15 protein-coding genes and 1 tRNA gene are annotated in these 15,571 nt (G+C 70.0%); 4 read left to right on the top strand and 12 right to left on the bottom strand.

Annotation, left to right across the window (positions count from 1 at the left end; translation table 11 throughout):
* Position 1 precedes the first annotated feature (1 nt).
* Positions 2–73, bottom strand: a tRNA-Gln gene (locus LMI96_RS00375).
* Between the two features lie 111 nt (positions 74–184).
* On the opposite strand from LMI96_RS00375, the gene LMI96_RS00370 reads away from it, so the two are divergent.
* On the top strand, positions 185–682 hold the full coding sequence (locus LMI96_RS00370) for a MarR family winged helix-turn-helix transcriptional regulator (protein ID WP_223720630.1): 498 nt from the start codon (positions 185–187) through the stop codon (positions 680–682).
* Complete coding sequence (locus LMI96_RS00365; RefSeq protein ID WP_223720629.1) at positions 679–1,233, top strand: hypothetical protein; 555 nt, start codon at positions 679–681, stop codon at positions 1,231–1,233. The genes LMI96_RS00370 and LMI96_RS00365 overlap by 4 nt, the downstream gene beginning before the upstream one ends.
* Positions 1,234–1,749: 516 nt before the next feature.
* Here the strand turns inward: LMI96_RS00365 and LMI96_RS00360 are convergent.
* The 8 genes from LMI96_RS00360 to LMI96_RS00325 all read right to left on the bottom strand — a co-directional run bounded on the left by LMI96_RS00360 (position 1,750) and on the right by LMI96_RS00325 (position 9,585).
* Positions 1,750–3,537 carry an ABC-F family ATP-binding cassette domain-containing protein gene (locus tag LMI96_RS00360; protein WP_228360093.1) on the bottom strand — a complete coding sequence of 596 codons (1,788 nt, stop codon included), beginning with the start codon at positions 3,535–3,537 and terminating at the stop codon, positions 1,750–1,752.
* A 99-nt stretch (positions 3,538–3,636) separates the two neighbouring features.
* Complete coding sequence (locus tag LMI96_RS00355; RefSeq protein ID WP_223720627.1) at positions 3,637–4,554, bottom strand: ABC transporter substrate-binding protein; 918 nt, start codon at positions 4,552–4,554, stop codon at positions 3,637–3,639.
* Between the two features lie 46 nt (positions 4,555–4,600).
* A complete protein-coding gene (locus LMI96_RS00350) occupies positions 4,601–5,353 on the bottom strand; it encodes an ABC transporter permease (protein ID WP_223720626.1) in 753 nt (250 codons plus the stop codon).
* Complete coding sequence (locus LMI96_RS00345) at positions 5,350–6,039, bottom strand: ABC transporter permease (RefSeq protein WP_228360092.1); 690 nt, start codon at positions 6,037–6,039, stop codon at positions 5,350–5,352. Before LMI96_RS00345 ends, LMI96_RS00350 begins: the two co-directional genes overlap by 4 nt.
* Positions 6,036–6,860: an ABC transporter ATP-binding protein gene (locus tag LMI96_RS00340; protein ID WP_223720624.1), complete on the bottom strand. Its 825-nt coding sequence runs from the start codon at positions 6,858–6,860 to the stop codon at positions 6,036–6,038. Before LMI96_RS00340 ends, LMI96_RS00345 begins: the two co-directional genes overlap by 4 nt.
* 19 nt (positions 6,861–6,879) lie before the next feature.
* A complete protein-coding gene (locus LMI96_RS00335; RefSeq protein ID WP_228360091.1) occupies positions 6,880–7,182 on the bottom strand; it encodes a DUF427 domain-containing protein in 303 nt (100 codons plus the stop codon).
* Positions 7,183–7,296: 114 nt separating this feature from the next.
* Positions 7,297–8,613, bottom strand: a complete 1,317-nt coding sequence (locus LMI96_RS00330; RefSeq protein WP_228360090.1) for a GNAT family N-acetyltransferase — start codon at positions 8,611–8,613, stop codon at positions 7,297–7,299.
* 39 nt (positions 8,614–8,652) lie between these two features.
* Positions 8,653–9,585, bottom strand: a complete 933-nt coding sequence (locus tag LMI96_RS00325) for a 4-(cytidine 5'-diphospho)-2-C-methyl-D-erythritol kinase (RefSeq protein ID WP_228360089.1) — start codon at positions 9,583–9,585, stop codon at positions 8,653–8,655.
* 95 nt (positions 9,586–9,680) lie between these two features.
* Between LMI96_RS00325 and LMI96_RS00320 the strand changes: the two genes are divergently transcribed.
* Positions 9,681–11,264 (top strand): stealth family protein, encoded by a 1,584-nt coding sequence (locus tag LMI96_RS00320; protein WP_228360088.1) that lies wholly within the window; start codon positions 9,681–9,683, stop codon positions 11,262–11,264.
* Here LMI96_RS00320 and LMI96_RS00315 read toward each other — a convergent pair.
* Complete coding sequence (locus tag LMI96_RS00315) at positions 11,215–12,132, bottom strand: phosphodiesterase (protein ID WP_228360087.1); 918 nt, start codon at positions 12,130–12,132, stop codon at positions 11,215–11,217. The two genes, LMI96_RS00320 and LMI96_RS00315, sit on opposite strands and share 50 nt — an antisense overlap.
* Before the next feature lie 125 nt (positions 12,133–12,257).
* Positions 12,258–13,100 (bottom strand): 16S rRNA (adenine(1518)-N(6)/adenine(1519)-N(6))-dimethyltransferase RsmA, encoded by an 843-nt coding sequence (rsmA, locus tag LMI96_RS00310; protein WP_223720618.1) that lies wholly within the window; start codon positions 13,098–13,100, stop codon positions 12,258–12,260.
* A gap of 65 nt (positions 13,101–13,165) precedes the next feature.
* Between rsmA and LMI96_RS00305 the strand changes: the two genes are divergently transcribed.
* A complete protein-coding gene (locus LMI96_RS00305) occupies positions 13,166–14,626 on the top strand; it encodes a sugar porter family MFS transporter (RefSeq protein WP_374197897.1) in 1,461 nt (486 codons plus the stop codon).
* Positions 14,627–14,682: 56 nt separating this feature from the next.
* Here the strand turns inward: LMI96_RS00305 and LMI96_RS00300 are convergent, their stop codons facing one another.
* Positions 14,683–15,567, bottom strand: coding sequence for a TatD family hydrolase (locus LMI96_RS00300; protein WP_228360086.1), 885 nt, complete (start codon positions 15,565–15,567; stop codon positions 14,683–14,685).
* Positions 15,568–15,571: the final 4 nt, after the last annotated feature.

The raw sequence follows: 15,571 nt of genomic DNA, 5'->3' as shown, positions 1-15,571 counted from the left end.
GCTCCGCCGCCAGGATTCGAACCTAGACCTAACAGCTCCAAAGGCTGTCGTGCTGCCATTACACCACGGCGGATCACCGCGCTTTCGGGCACGGCCGTCCTCCAGTCTGCCATCTCGCCCGCGCTCTCACCCCGCGCGCCGATCGGGACTCGCCCCCGGCGCCGGCACGTTCGATAATGGGCAGATGGCACACGAGTCCGATGAGGTCGACCGAATCGTCGGATCGTGGGTGACGCAGCGCCCCGACCTGGACTTCTCGCCGCTCGAAGTACTCTCCCGCGTCGACCGGCTGTCACGCCACCTCGACCGCGCACGACGCGACGCGTTCCGCCGCAGCGACCTCGAGCCGTGGGAATGGGACGTGCTCTCGGCGCTCCGCCGGTCCGGAGAGCCGTTCCAGCTCAGCCCCAAGCAACTCCTGCAGCAGACGCTCGTCTCCAGCGGCACGATGACGAACCGCATCGACCGTCTCGTCGGCCGGCGCCTGGTCCGCCGCGAGGCCGACCCCGGCGATGGGCGCAGCATCCTCGTCATCCTCACCGACGACGGCCGCACGCGCGTCGACGCCGCCATCACGCGTCTGGTCGACGCCGAGGCGATCCTGCTGCAACGCATCTCGCGCGGAGACCGCGACCGTCTCGCGGGGCTCCTTCGCAAGCTCTCGCTGGGATTCGACGCATGAGTGAGGGGACGCCCGAGAGCGTGGCCGGCAGCGACGGGACCGAGCCGGGACGCAGCGCACTCGAGCGATTCTTCGATGTGCGCTTCCGATCCGCCACCGCGATCTACGGTCTGATCGTCTTCACCTCGTTCATCACGATCTCCTCCGACGACATCGAAGAAGACGGCACGCCGATCTCGGCGGGCGGGATGCTGCTCGACGCGATACCGGCGCTCGCGATCTTCTACGCGGCGCACGTCTTCGCGCACACGCTCACCGATCACGGCGAGCGTGGCTTCGGAGTCGCGTTCCGCCGTGCCCTGCATCATTCGTCCGGAATGCTCTACGCCGCGCTGCCGACCATCGTCGTGCTCGTGATCGGTTCGTTCACGGGCCTGACGGGACTCGACGCGTACAACTGGTCGGCGTGGGTCGCTGTCGTGGTGCTCGGCGTGCTCGGCTACGCGGCGTACAGCCGGCGCCGAAGCTCGGTCATCGTCCGGATCCTCGGCGCCGTCGGCACCGCGTTCCTCGGCTTCACCCTGATCATCCTCGAGTACGCGCTGCACTGACTCCGGCCCGGCGGCGCGACCTCCCCGCACGCTCCGGCGGCCTCCGAGCGCGCGCTGGCAACCTCTGTCGCGCGCTACAACTCCTCCAGAACGCGGCATCCGGGGCGTCCCGGCCTGCCGAGGCACGACTTTGGAGGAGTTAGCGCGCGACGGGCGTCTGCACCGAGGTCGCGCTGCGCTGACTCCGGCCGGGCGGCGCGACCTCCCGCACCCTCCCGCTACCTCCGTCGCGCGCTGCAACTCCTCCAGAACGCGGCATCCGGGGCGTCCCGGCCTGCCGAAGCACGGTTTTGGAGGAGTTAGCGCGCGGCGGGCGTGCGCACCGACGTCGCGCTGCGCTGACTCCGGCCGGGCGGCGCGACCTCCGAGCGCGCTCCCGCGAGCCCCGCGACCTCCCGCGAGCTCCAGCGACCTCCGTCGCGCGCTACAACTCCTCCAGAACGCGGCTTCCGGGGCGTCCCGGCCTGCCGAAGCGCGTTTCTGGAGGAGTTAGCGCGCGGCGGGGCGCGCACCGCCTCAGTCGGCGGTCTCGCTGAGCTCGAGCCAGCGCTCTTCGAGCTCGGAGTTCTCGCGCTCGAGCGCGCTGATCTCCGCCATCTCCGCCGCGAGACCCGCGTAATCGGACTGGTCGTGGTCGGCGAGCGCCGCCCGCCGCTTCGCGATCTGCTGGTCGAGCTTGCCGAGCCGGCGTTCGATGGCCGAGACCTCTTTCTGCACCGCGCGGAGATCGGCGCCGGATAGCGCCTTCGCTCCGGATGCGGGAGCAGCCACCCGCTCCGACCCTCGCGGCACGTCGCGGCGCAGCCGCAGGTACTCCTCCACCCCGCCGGGGAGGTGCCGCAGACGCCCGCCGAGGATGGCGTACTGCTGATCCGTCACCCGCTCCAGGAAATACCGGTCGTGTGAGACGACGATCAACGTGCCCGCCCAGGAGTCGAGCAGGTCTTCGATCGCGGCGAGCATGTCGGTATCGAGGTCGTTGGTGGGCTCGTCGAGGATGAGCACGTTGGGCTGATCGAGCAGGATCAGCAGCAGCTGCAAGCGGCGCTTCTGCCCGCCCGACAGGTCTTTCACGGGCGTCGAGAGCTGGGCCGAAGCGAACCCCATCCGTTCCAGCAGCTGCCCCGGGGTGAGCTCCTGGGCCTTGGAGCCGGCACCGATCGTGTAGCTCGTGCGCAGGTTCGAGATGACGACACGCACCGGGCTCTTCATGTGCTCGTCGAGCTCGTCCATGCGCTGCGACAGGGTCGCGACCTTCACGGTCTTGCCGCGCTTGACGCGGCCGACGGTCGGCTGCACCGCACCTGAGACGAGCCCGAGCAGCGTCGACTTGCCGGCGCCGTTCACCCCGAGGATGCCCGTGCGCTCGCCCGGAGCGATCCGCCACTCGACGTCGCGGAGAATCTCGCGCCCGTCGTAGGAAACTCCCGCGTCCAGGAGGTCGACGACGTCCTTGCCGAGGCGCGTGACCGCGAGCGACTGCAGCGATACCCGGTCACGGATCTCGGGCACATCGGCGATGAGCTCGTTGGCCGCGTCGATGCGGAACTTCGGCTTCGTCGAACGCGCGGGGGCGCCGCGGCGCAGCCACGCGAGCTCCTTGCGGGCGAGGTTCTGCCGGCGCGCCTCGATCGCGGCCGACTGCCGGTCCCGCTCCACGCGCTGCAGGATGTACGCCGCGTACCCGCCGTCGAAGGGCTCGACGATGCGGTCGTGCACCTCCCAGGTGACCGTGCACACCTCATCGAGGAACCACCGGTCGTGGGTGACGACGAGCAGACCACCGGAGCTGGCCGACCAGCGGCGCTTCAGATGCTCGGCGAGCCACGCGATGCCCTCGACGTCGAGGTGGTTCGTCGGCTCGTCGAGAGCGACCACGTCCCAGTCGCCCGCGAGCAGCTGCGCAAGCGCGACGCGCCGACGCTGCCCGCCGGAGAGCGTGCCGAGTGTCGCGTTCCAGTCGAGGTCGCCGACGAGGCCGGACAGGATGTCCCGGATGCGGGCCTCCCCCGCCCACTCGTGTTCGGGGGCGTCGCCGACGATCGCGTGACCGACGGTTTCGTCATCGTCGAGCGTGTCGGCCTGGTCGAGCACGCCGACGGTCACGCCGCCGCGTCGGGTCACCCGGCCGCTGTCGGGTTCACGCCGGCCGGCCAGCATGGCCAGCAGACTGGATTTTCCGTCGCCGTTTCGTCCGACGATGCCGATCCGGTCGCCCTCGTTCACACCGAGTGAGACGGAGTCGAAGACGACGCGGGTGGGGTATTCGAGCTGAAGGGCCTCTGCCCCGAGAAGATGCGCCATGTTCCTTCCAGGGTAGGCGCTGCGCACGCGCCCGCGCCCCACCCGCATCACAACGGCCCCCGGCACCGGAGTGCCGAGGGCCGCGCAGTGACGCGAACGTCAGCTCAGGTTGTTCTCCGCGAGCCAGTCCGCGGCGATGTCGGCGGCCGACTTCTCGTCGACGGTCGACTGCACGTTGAGGGCGACGAGGCCCTCGGGGGTCAGCGCGGCGCTGACCTTGTTGATCACGTCGGCGACCTGATCCGCGACCGCGGAGCTGACGACCGGCACGACGTTGGACGCGAGGAACAGGCCCTCCGGGTCTTCGAGCACGACGAGGTCGTCGGTCTGGATACGGGGATCGGCCGTGTATACGTTGGCGACGTTGACCGTGCCCGCGACCAGATCCTCGACCGTGGTGTCACCGGTCGGCGAGAACGCGACGTCGACGCCGTAGGTCGACGACAGGCCGGTCGGGCCGTACGGGCGCTCGGCCAGCTCGGCCGGACCGCCGAGGGTCAACGGCACGTCGACGTTCGCGAGGTCGGCGATCGTCTTCAGGTTGTACTGCTCGGCGAAGGCCGCCGTGACCGTGTACGAGTCCTGGTCGCTGGCCGTCGACTGGTCGAGCACCTCGAGTCCCTCGGGGAGGGCGGCGGGCAGGGCCGCGTAGACCTCGTCGGAGGTGCGGGCCTCGGTCTCGGCGTCGAAGAACTGCAGCAGGTTGCCGGAGTACTCCGGGAACAGGCTGACCTCGCCGCTTTCGAGCAGGGGGATGTACGCATCCCGCTGGCCGATGTTGAACTGGCGCTCGACCGTGACGCCGGCACCCTCGAGGGCCTGCGCGTAGATCTCGGCGATGATCTCGTTGGAGTAGTAGGCCTGCGAGCCGACGACGATGGTGGAGTCGGACCCCGTCGTGGCATCCGACCCTCCCTCGTCCAGCGGGTTGCTCGACGAGCAGCCCGCGAGCGCGAGTGCGGCGATCGCGACGCCGGCGAAACCGACGAGGCCCTTCCTGGTGCGTGCTGTGAACATGATTCCTCTTTCTCGGTGGGAGTGCGTGGCCGGTCGACCGGGTGGGTCAGGCCGGAACGTTCGGGGAGGCGGCGACAGCTCTGCGGCGCCGCGCGGAACGGGAGGAGCCCGACGCGGAGACGGATGCGGTGGCCCGTACGCCCTTCGGGACAGCGGCGTGCTGCAGAAGGGCGAACGCCCCGTCGAGGATCAGCGCGAGCGCGGCGACGAGGATGGCCCCGCCGATGATGACCTCGAGCTGGCGCAGGGCGAGTCCGGTGATGATGTACTGCCCGAGGCCCCCGAGGCCGATGTAGGCCGCGATCGTCACGGTCGCGACGACCTGCAGGGTCGCGGCGCGAATGCCGCCGATCAGCAGCGGCAACCCGAGCGGCACTTCGATGCGCCAGAGGATCTGCCACTCCGTCATGCCCATGGCGCGGCCGGCGTCGATCACGCGTCGGTCGATCGCCTCGAAACCGGTGTACGCCCCCGCGAGCAGCGAAGGAACGGCCAGAACAACGAACGTGAGCACCGCCGCCTCCGGCTTGTGCAGCACCCCGAGCAGCAGCGTCAGCAGGATGAGTAGACCGAACGACGGGATCGCTCGCGCCGCGCCCGAGACCGCGATCGCGAACTCCCGTCCGCGGCCGGTGTGCCCGATGTACCAGCCGAGCGGGACGGCGATCACCGCCGCTACCGCCACCGACACCGCGGTGTAGCCGAGCTGCTGGGCGGTGGCGACCGGGATCGACGTCATGGACGCGCTTCCGGCACCCCCGGAGAAGATCCACGCGATCGCGTCGCCGATGAGGTTCATGCGCTCGCCCCCGCGGCCACGATCGGGGCGCGCCGTGCGCGCGGCACCGCGGCGCGGCGGGTCCACGGCATCAGCACGCGTCCGAGGACGACGAGCAGGCGATCGACGAGGAGCGCGAGAAGCACCACGACGACGACGCCCGCGAGCACCTCCGGGATGATGCGGCGCTGCAGACCGTTGGTGAACAGGTACCCGAGATTCGAGATGCCGACCAGGATGCCGACCGTCGCCAGCGAGATCGTGCTCGCGGCGGTGACGCGGAGCCCGGCGAGGATGACGGGCCCGGCGAGCGGGAAGTCGACGGCCCAGAAACGACGGAACGATCCGTACCCCATTGCCGTCGAGGCCTGCCGCACACCGGGATCGACCGAGTCGAGGCCGTCGGCGACCGATCGCACGAGGATCGCCACCGCGTAGATCGTCAGCGCGACGACGAGATTCGTCTCCGCGATGATCGAGTACCACCCGGTGAGGCTCGGCAGCAGGATCAGCAACGCGAGCGACGGGATCGTGTACAGGAGCCCCGTGATCGTAACGATTCCGCTGCGCACCAGGCGGTAGCGCCAGGCGACCCAGCCGAGCGGGATCGCGACGACGAATCCGATGATCAGCGCCACGATGCTCTGACGCAGGTGCACGAGTGCCAACTCCCCGATCAGGGAGAGATTGTTCACCACCCAGTTCACGGCGTGGACTCACCCACGATCAGGCCCTGCGTGCGCCCCTCGGCATCCACGACGACCGTGCGGTCGCCCGTGCGACGCAGATGGAGGGCGCGCTTGCCCTTGTCGGCGCCGATGAACGCCGAGACGAAATCGTCTGCCGGGTTCTCGGTGATCTCGCTCGGGCTGCCGACCTGGAGCTTCTGCGCTCCCGCGGCGAGGATCACGACCTGGTCGCCGAGGAGGAACGCCTCGTCGATGTCGTGCGTGACGAAGACGACCGTCTTATCGAGCTCGCGCTGCAGCCGGATGAGTTCCTCTTGCAGCTCCGCCCGCACGATCGGGTCGACCGCCCCGAAGGGCTCGTCCATCAGCAGAATGTTCGGGTCGGCGGCGAGTCCCCGCGCGACGCCCACGCGCTGCTGCTGACCGCCCGAGAGCTGGCTCGGGTAGCGGTCGGCCATCGCCTGGTCGAGGCCGACGACCTCCATCAGCTCGAGCGCCCGCCGCCGCGCGTCGCGCCGGCTCGTTCCGGTGAGGACGGGGACGGTCGCGATGTTCTCGGCGACCGTGAAGTGCGGCAGCAGGCCCGCGTTCTGCATGACGTACCCGATGCGGCGCCGCAGCTCCACGGCCGAACCGTCGAGCACGTTCTCGCCGTCGATCTCGATGACGCCCGCGGTCGGCTCGACCATCCGGTTGATCATGCGGAGCAGGGTCGTCTTGCCGCACCCCGAGGACCCGACGAAGACCGTCGTCTTGCGCGAGGGGATGACGAGGTCGAACCCCTGCACGGCGCGTGTGCCATCGGGGAACTCTTTGCTGACGCCGCGGAACTCGATCATGCGTGGCTCCGCCCGACGGTCAGGCCGACACCTCGACGCGCGGGTCGAACGCGACGTAACCGGAGAAGTCCGACCCCACGCGCTCGATCGCGGTGGGGAGCGGATGCGGGTACGACCACGCCAGATCAGCGTGCTGCTCGCCATCCGTCACGACGTGGAAGTACTGCGCGTCGCCCTTCCACGGACAGCGGTACGGCGTCGGGCTCTCGCTGAGCGCTCCCGCGGCGATGGACGCCGGCGGGAAGTACCAGTTGCCCTCGATGCGAACGAGGTCCTCGTCTGCCGCCTCCGCCAATACCGCGTCGCCCAAACGTGCCTTCATGGTTGCCTCCCGGCCCCATCCGTGCCGCGGATCCGCAGCGTGTCACACGCTACCGGCGCCCACCGACACGAGGGCCGAGGATTGCGCTCCGTGACGGCGTATGGCAGGCCGAGGTCAGTACCAGTAGCTCAGGCGGGCGGGAACGTCCCAGCGGAACGTGCGATCGAGCGCGACCGCGTCGGCGGTGCGGATGCGGCCGGCCGCAGCCAGCGTCACCGCCGACACCTGTCCGAGCACCAGCGCGGAGAGCTCGGCGACGCCGAGCTGCACCCGCACCGATCCTTCGGCGCCGGCGTCGCCCGCCTGCACCGTTCCGGCACCATCCGCATCGACGTCGAGGGTGTATTCGCCGGTGGTGAAGCCGAACGGGTCGTCGACATCGAGCACGAAGCGACCCGGCGCGGCGTACCGGCGAGCGCCGAGCACCGCAGGCACATCGAGCACACGCAGGTAGTGGTGGTCGAACGTGGTGACGGTCGCCGCGCGCCGGTCGGAGATCATCCAGAGGAGCGGCTCGTCGATCGACAGCTCGCTGGCCCGCACCGTCGCGATCAGGTCGAGCTCAACGAAGTACCGCCAGAGGGCCGCGTACGCGTCATCGCCGTCGGCGAGCAGCGAGTGCAGGGTGACCGACGACTTCGTGTAGTCCTGGTCGTTCTCGGTGACCGTGTACAGCGCAAGGCCGCGGACGACCCCCGCGACGTCGGCGTACTGGATCGCCCGCAGCTGGCCGGGCTTCTCCGCATCCGGGCGCGTGCCCGCGAAACGGTCCCAGTGCCCCCCGGGCATCTCGAACTCACCGGGACGCACCGCGCGGATGCGGTCGAACACCTCCGGGGCCTGCGCGCGCCACCGGTCGCGCGAGATGAAGTCGATGCGCCCGTCGGGCACGGGACCTGCCCAGGACGTGCGCTTCACGTCGAGCTCGAGCGATGCCACCGACGCGGCCGGGGCGAACCCGTACCGGCCGTAGATCGTCGATTCGGTCACGGTCAGCGACGCGATCGGCAGGCCGCTCTCGACGGCGACGCGCAACTCGCCCTCCATCATGGCGCGGGCGAGTCCCCGCCGACGGTGGGTCGGCGACACCGTCACGCCGCTGATCCCGCACGAGGGCAGCTGCCCGCCGGGCACCGAGAGGACGCCGACCCACGACGCGAACGTCGCGACGGGCTCGTCGGGCTCGGGCGCGCTGTCATCGAGCACCGCGATCAGCCGGCGGTATCGGAGCAGGTCGAAGCCCGTGTCGCGCTGCACCTCGGTGCGCTCGCCCTCGAGGAAGCCCCGGGTCACGGAGCGCTGCCAGGCGGCGAACTCGGCGAGGTCGTCGTTGCGGAGACGGGTGAGACGGAGTCCCCGCCGGGCGACACGGGCGGCGGATGCGGGATCCGCCGGCATGTCGTGGTGGGCGTTGACGAACGTGTCGTCCATGGGTCATCCCTTCGTGGAAGCGGGTGGTGTGCGGCGGGATCAGTCCACGATGCGCGCGCCGGGCACGGGACCGTGCACGTGACGGGCGACGTGACCGCTGGCGCTCAGCACGACCTGCAGGTCGATGGCGGACTCCGCGTCGGCGGCGAGGAACGCGACGGTGGGGCCGGACCCCGAGACGAGACCGGCGAGCGCGCCCGCGCCCTCCCCCTCTTCGAGGACCGGCACGAGATCGGGCCGAAGGTGCAGCGCGGGGGCCTGGAGGTCGTTGCGCGCGCAGGCCGCGAGCATCGCCGCGTCGCCCGCACGGATCGCGTGCAGCACATCGCGGTCGACGACCGGAGTGTGCGCGGCGGGCCCGATGTCGACGGCGTGACGCTCGCGATGCTCGTCGAGCGCCCGGTACACGGCCGGAGTCGAGAGACCGTGCGGGTTCGTCACGATGACCCAGTCGAAGCGTCCGCGCGCGAGCGCCGGGCTCAGCTCATCGCCACGCCCGGTTCCGACGGCGGTGCCGCCCATGAGCGCGAACGGCACATCGGCGCCGAGGCGCGCGGCCAGGGCGTGGAGCTCTGCGGGCGGAAGACCCGCACCCCAGAGCGCATCGCAGGCGAGCAGCGCGGCCGCCGCATCCGCCGACCCGCCGCCCATTCCGCCGGCGACCGGCACGCCCTTGCGGATCTCCAGGTGCACGCCGCCGCGGTGGCCGATCTCTGCGGCCAGCAGCCGAGCCGCTCGCACCGCGAGGTTGCGGTCATCGAGCGGCACGCCCGCGACGTCGACGGCGCCCGTGACCGAGACGGTGATCTCGTCGCTCTCGCTCGCCCAGACATCTTCGAAGGCAGAAACGGCCTGATAGGCCGACGCGACCTCGTGGTAACCGTCGGGCTGCAGCTCGCCGACCTCGAGGAAGACGTTGATCTTCCCGGGGGCGCGCACGTGCACGCGCCGGGCCGACCGAGAAGTGCTCACCCCAGCAGCCTAACCAGCCCCGGCCCGCACGCCGGGTCCCGGATGCATCGGGCCCCGGTAACCCCGCCGTAACGCACGTGACCTACGCTGACGAGATGGTCTCGTTGTCCGCGCTCCCCACCGACCCGCACCCGTGGTCGTCGCTTCTGTCCCGTGAAGACGTCGTTCTCGATCACGGCGTTCTGCATGTGCGGCACGAAGATCTGTCGCCGGAAGAGGCCCGCATCGCCGATCTGCTGCGCATCGCGGAGGCGCTCGACGAGGTGGGCGTCGCCCACATCCTGATCCGGCACGGACGACGTCAGCCCGCGCTGGCCGTCGATACGGCCGACCGTGAGCGCGCGTGGGCGGCGATCGTCGCGCTCTGCGACACCGAGCCGTTCTACGCCAAGCCCAAGGGTCTGACCGCGATTCCGGTTCCGGATCTCGCCGCCGAGCGCCGCGGACCGTCGTCGATGCGCGTGTTCCGGCCGCGGATCACCTCGGGCGGGCTGCGCTACGGCGCCGGTAGCGGCGTGCGGCTCGAGTTCTGGCGGATGGGCGCGGAGACGATCGAAGCCCCGCACGCCAACGCGCTGACCCGACGGGTCATGCCGACCGCCGACATCGAGTTCGCCGAGATCTCGCGCTACGGGCGTGGATGGCGAACGATCTTGGGCATGTTCGACGCGCACCCGGCGGAGTTCACGCAGGACATCGACATGGTCTTCTCGTGGGTGGACGGCTCGTCCAGCGAGTTCCAGCGGCAGCGCGCCGCGCAGATGGAAGGGTACGTCGTCGGCGAGGGCGACGAGGGCGCCGCCCGATACCGTCACGTCGACGAGCTGCGGTACGCGCTGCGGAGCGTGCACATGTACGCACCGTGGGTGCGGCGGATCTTCATCGCCACGGACTCCCCGCGGCCCGCCTGGCTCGCGGACGACCCACGGGTCACCGTCGTTCCCAGCGAGCAGTTCTTCGCGGACACCTCGGTGCTCCCGATCCACAACTCGCACGCGGTCGAAGCGCAGCTGCACCGCATCGACGGGCTCGCCGAGCACTTCCTGTACTCGAACGACGACATGTTCTTCGGTCGCCCGGTCGAGCCGGAGCTCTTCTTCTCCCCCGCCGGGATCAGCCGCTTCGTGGAGTGCGACATCCGCATCGGCACGGGCGCGCCCGCCCCGCACCGGAGCGGCCACGACAACGCCCTGCGCGTCAACCGCGCTCTCCTGCACGAGCGCTTCGACCGCACGATCACGCACGACCTCGAGCACTGCGCGACGCCGCTGCGGCGAAGCGTCATGAGCGAGCTCGAGCAGACCTTCCCCGACGACTTCGCGCGCACGGCCGCATCCCGGTTCCGTTCCGCGACCGACGTCTCGGTGACGAACAGCCTGTACCACTACTACGCGATGTTCACGGGGCGTGCGGTCGCGACGACCGCGCCCCGGACGCGCTACTTCCAGACGACTCTCGCCGACTCGCTGCGCCGGATGGAGCGGCTCTCCGAGCGCTCCGACGTCGACATGTTCTGCCTGAACGACGGCGGATCGGGCGTCGAAGTACCGGAAGAGGTGCGTGTGCGCGTGGTCACCGAACTTCTGGAGCGGATGTTCCCCGTCCGCGCACCCTGGGAGGTGCCGGCGGTCAGCGCAGGATCGGCACAGGGGCCGTCGGAGGCATCCGTCGGGCGCTGACGTCCTGCTCGATCCCGGCCTCGTGCAGGCGCCGGAGGGCTTCGCTCGGGTCGATGTACTCGAGCGGGCGCGGCGCCTCGACCGAGACGACCGAGTGCACGACGGTGTCGGCGAAGACGTGCACGAGGTTGTAGGACTGCGAGCCGTCCTGCGGGCGCGTGCCGCCGACCGGAACCGTCAGGTCCTGGGCGTAGCAGGTGGATGACGCGACCGACACCGGGATGCCGGCGAAAGTCGCGAACGTCGAGTAGTGCAGGTGCCCGGCGATGATCGCGCGCACATCGGTGCCGCGAAGCACCGCCGCGAGCGAGCGCTGGTCGCGCAGCTCCACGCTGGCGGCGAGCGGCAGAACGCTCGGCACGGGCGGGTGGTGGAGGGCCAGGATCGTGCCGAGGGGCGCGGGCGAGGCCAGCACGCCGGAGAGCCATTCGAGCTGCTCGGGGCGCAGCTCGCCGTGGTGGTGCCCGGGCACGGAGGTGTCGAGGGTGATCAGGCGGAGGCCGTCGAGCTCGTCGACCCGATCGATCGGCGTGCCCTCGGCCGGGGCGTCGAGCAGGCGTTCGCGGAACGCACCGCGGTCGTCGTGGTTGCCCATGACCCAGAACACGGGGGCACCCAGGCGTGCAGCGAAGGGTTCGACGAGCTCACGGAGCGCCGTGTACGCGTCGGCCTCGCCGAGGTCGACGAGGTCTCCGGTGAAGACGATTCCGTCGGGGGTGACCCCGCTCGCTTCGATGCCGTCGAGAGCGCGCTGCAGGCGGCGCTCTCCGTCCACCCGATCGAACAACAGAGGTCCCGGTGCACGCAGGTGCGTGTCACTCAGATGCAACAGGACTCGTTCGGCCGCGGGATGCTCCCCGGTTCGCATGAGCGTGCTCCTCGCCCACGGACCGCAGATCGGGCCGTGTCGTGAGGAAAATGCTACCGAACGGAGCCTCGCAGGCCTGGGAATGGACGATGAACGTCCGAAGAATCTCCGGGAGCGCGCTCGCGTCAGAGCGCGAGGGCGATGCGATGGAAATCGTCGACCGTGAGCTGCTCGCCGCGTTCGGTCGGGTCGATGCCGGCAGCCTCCAGGACGACGGATGCGGCCGCCGCCGAACCGCCGAGCTCGCTCGAGAGCGCCTGCCGGAGCATCTTCCGGCGCTGCTGGAACGCCGCGTCGATCAGGCGGAACGTGCGCACCCGCTCCTCGTCGTCCGCGCGGAGCTGGTCGTCGCGCACGAATCCGACGAGCACGCTGTCGACGTTCGGAACCGGCCAGAACACCTGTCGCGACACGGTGCCCGCCAGCCGCCAGGTGCCGTACCAGGCGGCCTTGACGCTCGGGGCACCGTAGATCTTCGACCCGGGAGGCGCCGCCATCCGCTCTCCGACCTCCGCCTGCACCATGACGACGCCGCGCTGCAGATACGGGAACGACTCGAGGAAGTGCAGCAGCACCGGCACCGACACGTTGTACGGCAGGTTCGCCACCAGCACGGTCGGTTCGCCCGGAAGGTCCCGGATGCGGAGGGCATCGGCGTCGACGACGCGCAGCATCCCGTCCCGCACGCCGTGCGCGCGCGCTGTCGCCGGCAGCCGCTCCGCGAGGCGGTGGTCGATCTCGACCGCGAGCACGCTCGCGCCGGTCTCGAGGATCGCCAGCGTGAGCGAGCCGAGGCCCGGGCCCACCTCGACGACGTGCTCGCCCGCGGTGACGCGGGCGACCTGCACGATCTTGCGCACCGTGTTGGCGTCGACGACGAAGTTCTGACCCAGCTTCTTCGTCGGGGTGACGTCGAGCTCAGCGGCGAGCGCGCGGATCTCAGCCGCGCCGAGCAGGTGCACGGTCATTCCTCAACTCTAACCAGCCGCGGTGTCAATCACCCCGCCGTCGCTCCGGGGAGGTCTATCGTTTCCTGAGTGAACAGCAGCGAGACCCTTCCTCCCGGCACGTTTTCGATGAAAGCCCCTACGGGAGACGCGCCACGGCGCTGTCGATCGCCGCAGCCGTCGGCGGATTCCTGTTCGGCTTCGACTCGTCCGTCATCAACGGTGCGGTCGCATCGATCGAGTCCGAGTACACCAAGGACGCCCTCCTGACCGGCTTCGTCGTCGCGGTCGCGCTCCTCGGTTGCGCACTCGGCGCGATCATCGCCGGCGCCCTGTCGGACCGGTGGGGGCGGCTGCGGGTCATGCTGCTCGGATCGGCCATGTTCCTGATCAGCTCGATCGGATCCGCCCTGACGTTCAGCGTCCCCGACCTGATCGTCTGGCGCGTGCTCGGCGGCATCGGTATCGGCATCGCCTCGGTCGTGGCCCCCGCGTACATCGCCGAGATCGCCCCGCGCCAGGTGCGCGGCGGTCTCGCGTCGCTCCAGCAGCTCGCGATCACCCTCGGTATCTTCACGGCGCTTCTCAGCAACGCCGTCCTCGCGGGTGTCGCCGGCAGCGCCGACAACGTGCTGTGGTGGGGCCTCGACGCGTGGCGCTGGATGTTCCTCATCGGCGTCATCCCGGCCGCGGTCTACGGCATCCTCTCGTTCACCATGCCGGAGTCACCGCGGTACCTGCTCGCGAAGGGCCGGAACGACGAGGCGCGCGCGATCTTCCAGCGCCTCGTGCCCGCCGCCGACCTCGACAAGACCATGAACGAGCTGATCAGCGGAATCGAAGACGATCGCAAGAACCGAAGCGCATCGCTGCGCGGCAAAGCCCTCGGCCTTCAGCCCATCGTCTGGATCGGCATCATCCTGTCGGTGTTCCAGCAGTTCGTCGGCATCAACGTGATCTTCTACTACTCCACGACGCTCTGGCGGGCGGTCGGTTTCGATGAGAGCAACTCGCTGCTGATCAGCGTGTTCACCTCGGTGACCAACGTGCTGGTCACCCTGATCGCGATCTTCCTCGTCGACCGCATCGGCCGCAAGCCGATCCTGTTGGTCGGTTCGCTGCTGATGACCGTCTCGCTCGGCACCATGGCGCTGGCGTTCGCCTTCGCGCAAACGGTGGACGGCGAAGTCACCCTGCCCGGCGCCTGGGCACCGATCGCCCTGGTCGCCGCGAACCTCTTCGTCGTCGGTTTCGGCGCCTCGTGGGGCCCGCTCGTGTGGGTGCTCCTCGGCGAGATCTTCCCGAGCCGCATCCGCGGCAAGGCGCTCGGCGTCGCCGCCGGTGCCCAGTGGATCGCCAACTTCCTGGTCTCGTGGACGTTCCCGCAGCTGTCGGAGTGGTCACTCCCCCTCACGTACGGCATGTACGCGTTGTTCGCCGCGCTCTCGTTCGTGTTCGTGCTCTGGAAGATTCCGGAGACGAAGGGCATGGCGCTCGAGCAGACCGAGACGCTCTTCGTCCGGAAGCAGAAGCAGACCACTAAGTAAGACGATCCGGCCCGGGGTGCGGTGACCGCCCGCCCCGGGCTTCGTCGTTCCCGGGGTCAGTCGAACGAGCCGTAGACGGCAAGCGTGTTCGCGGCGATCTGGGCGCAGAGTTCGTCGAGACCGATGCCGAGCTCTGCGGCCATGAACCGCACCGTCACCGGCACGAGGTAGGGCGCGTTCGGGCGTCCGCGGTAGGGCGTCGGCGTGAGGAACGGTGCATCCGTCTCGACCAGGATCCGATCCAGCGGCGTCACCGCGAGCGCGTCGCGGAGGTTCTGCGCGTTCTTGAAGGTCACGTTTCCGGCGTACGAGAGCCAGTACCCGCGGTCCGTCGCGATCCGGGCCATCTCGGCGTCGCCGGAGAAGCAGTGGAAGACCGTGCGCTCCGGAGCGCCGACCCGCATCAGCGTCTCGAGCACCTCGTCGTGGGCGTCACGGTCGTGGATCTGCATGGCGATGTCGTGCTTTTTCGCGAGGGCGATGTGCGCCTCGAAGCTCTCGTACTGGGCGGGCACTCCGTCGGCATCCGTCCGGAAGAAGTCGAGGCCCGTCTCGCCGATCGCCCGCACCCGGGGCTGGGCCGCGAGGTCGTCCATCGCCGCGATTGCCTCGTCGAGCCGACCCGCGGCCGCGTACAGCGGCGCCTCGTTCGGGTGGATGGCGACGGCGGCGAGCACGCGGGGGTGGGATGCCGCGGCCCACGCCGACCAGCGGCTGGAGTCGATGTCCCCGCCGGCCTGAACGACACCCCGGACGCCGACGGCGAGCGCACGCTCGAGCTGCTCGTCGAGGCTCAGCGCATCGTCGCCATCCTGGATCTCGAGGTGGCAGTGGTTGTCGTAGACGGGTACCGCGAGCTGCTCGGGAGGGTCGGGATAGCTGACATCCCGCGTGCCCTTCTCGCGCTGCCGAACGTACTGGCTCGGATCGGTTCCGCTCACCGGA

Origin of the sequence: Microbacterium sp. cx-59, assembly GCF_020805625.1 — a bacterium.
Classification (GTDB): domain Bacteria; phylum Actinomycetota; class Actinomycetes; order Actinomycetales; family Microbacteriaceae; genus Microbacterium.
This window is presented reverse-complemented; position numbering and strand designations above follow the sequence as displayed.

Bases quoted from the DNA above. Each gene is read 5' to 3' on its own strand.
- LMI96_RS00370 (WP_223720630.1), top strand. From the start codon at position 185: ATGGCACACGAGTCCGATGAGGTCGACCGAATCGTCGGATCGTGGGTG.
- LMI96_RS00365 (WP_223720629.1), top strand. From the start codon at position 679: ATGAGTGAGGGGACGCCCGAGAGCGTGGCCGGCAGCGACGGGACCGAG.
- LMI96_RS00360 (WP_228360093.1), bottom strand. From the start codon at position 3,537: ATGGCGCATCTTCTCGGGGCAGAGGCCCTTCAGCTCGAATACCCCACC.
- LMI96_RS00355 (WP_223720627.1), bottom strand. From the start codon at position 4,554: ATGTTCACAGCACGCACCAGGAAGGGCCTCGTCGGTTTCGCCGGCGTC.
- LMI96_RS00350 (WP_223720626.1), bottom strand. From the start codon at position 5,353: ATGAACCTCATCGGCGACGCGATCGCGTGGATCTTCTCCGGGGGTGCC.
- LMI96_RS00340 (WP_223720624.1), bottom strand. From the start codon at position 6,860: ATGATCGAGTTCCGCGGCGTCAGCAAAGAGTTCCCCGATGGCACACGC.
- LMI96_RS00335 (WP_228360091.1), bottom strand. From the start codon at position 7,182: ATGAAGGCACGTTTGGGCGACGCGGTATTGGCGGAGGCGGCAGACGAG.
- LMI96_RS00330 (WP_228360090.1), bottom strand. From the start codon at position 8,613: ATGGACGACACGTTCGTCAACGCCCACCACGACATGCCGGCGGATCCC.
- LMI96_RS00320 (WP_228360088.1), top strand. From the start codon at position 9,681: ATGGTCTCGTTGTCCGCGCTCCCCACCGACCCGCACCCGTGGTCGTCG.
- LMI96_RS00315 (WP_228360087.1), bottom strand. From the start codon at position 12,132: ATGCGAACCGGGGAGCATCCCGCGGCCGAACGAGTCCTGTTGCATCTG.
- rsmA (WP_223720618.1), bottom strand. From the start codon at position 13,100: ATGACCGTGCACCTGCTCGGCGCGGCTGAGATCCGCGCGCTCGCCGCT.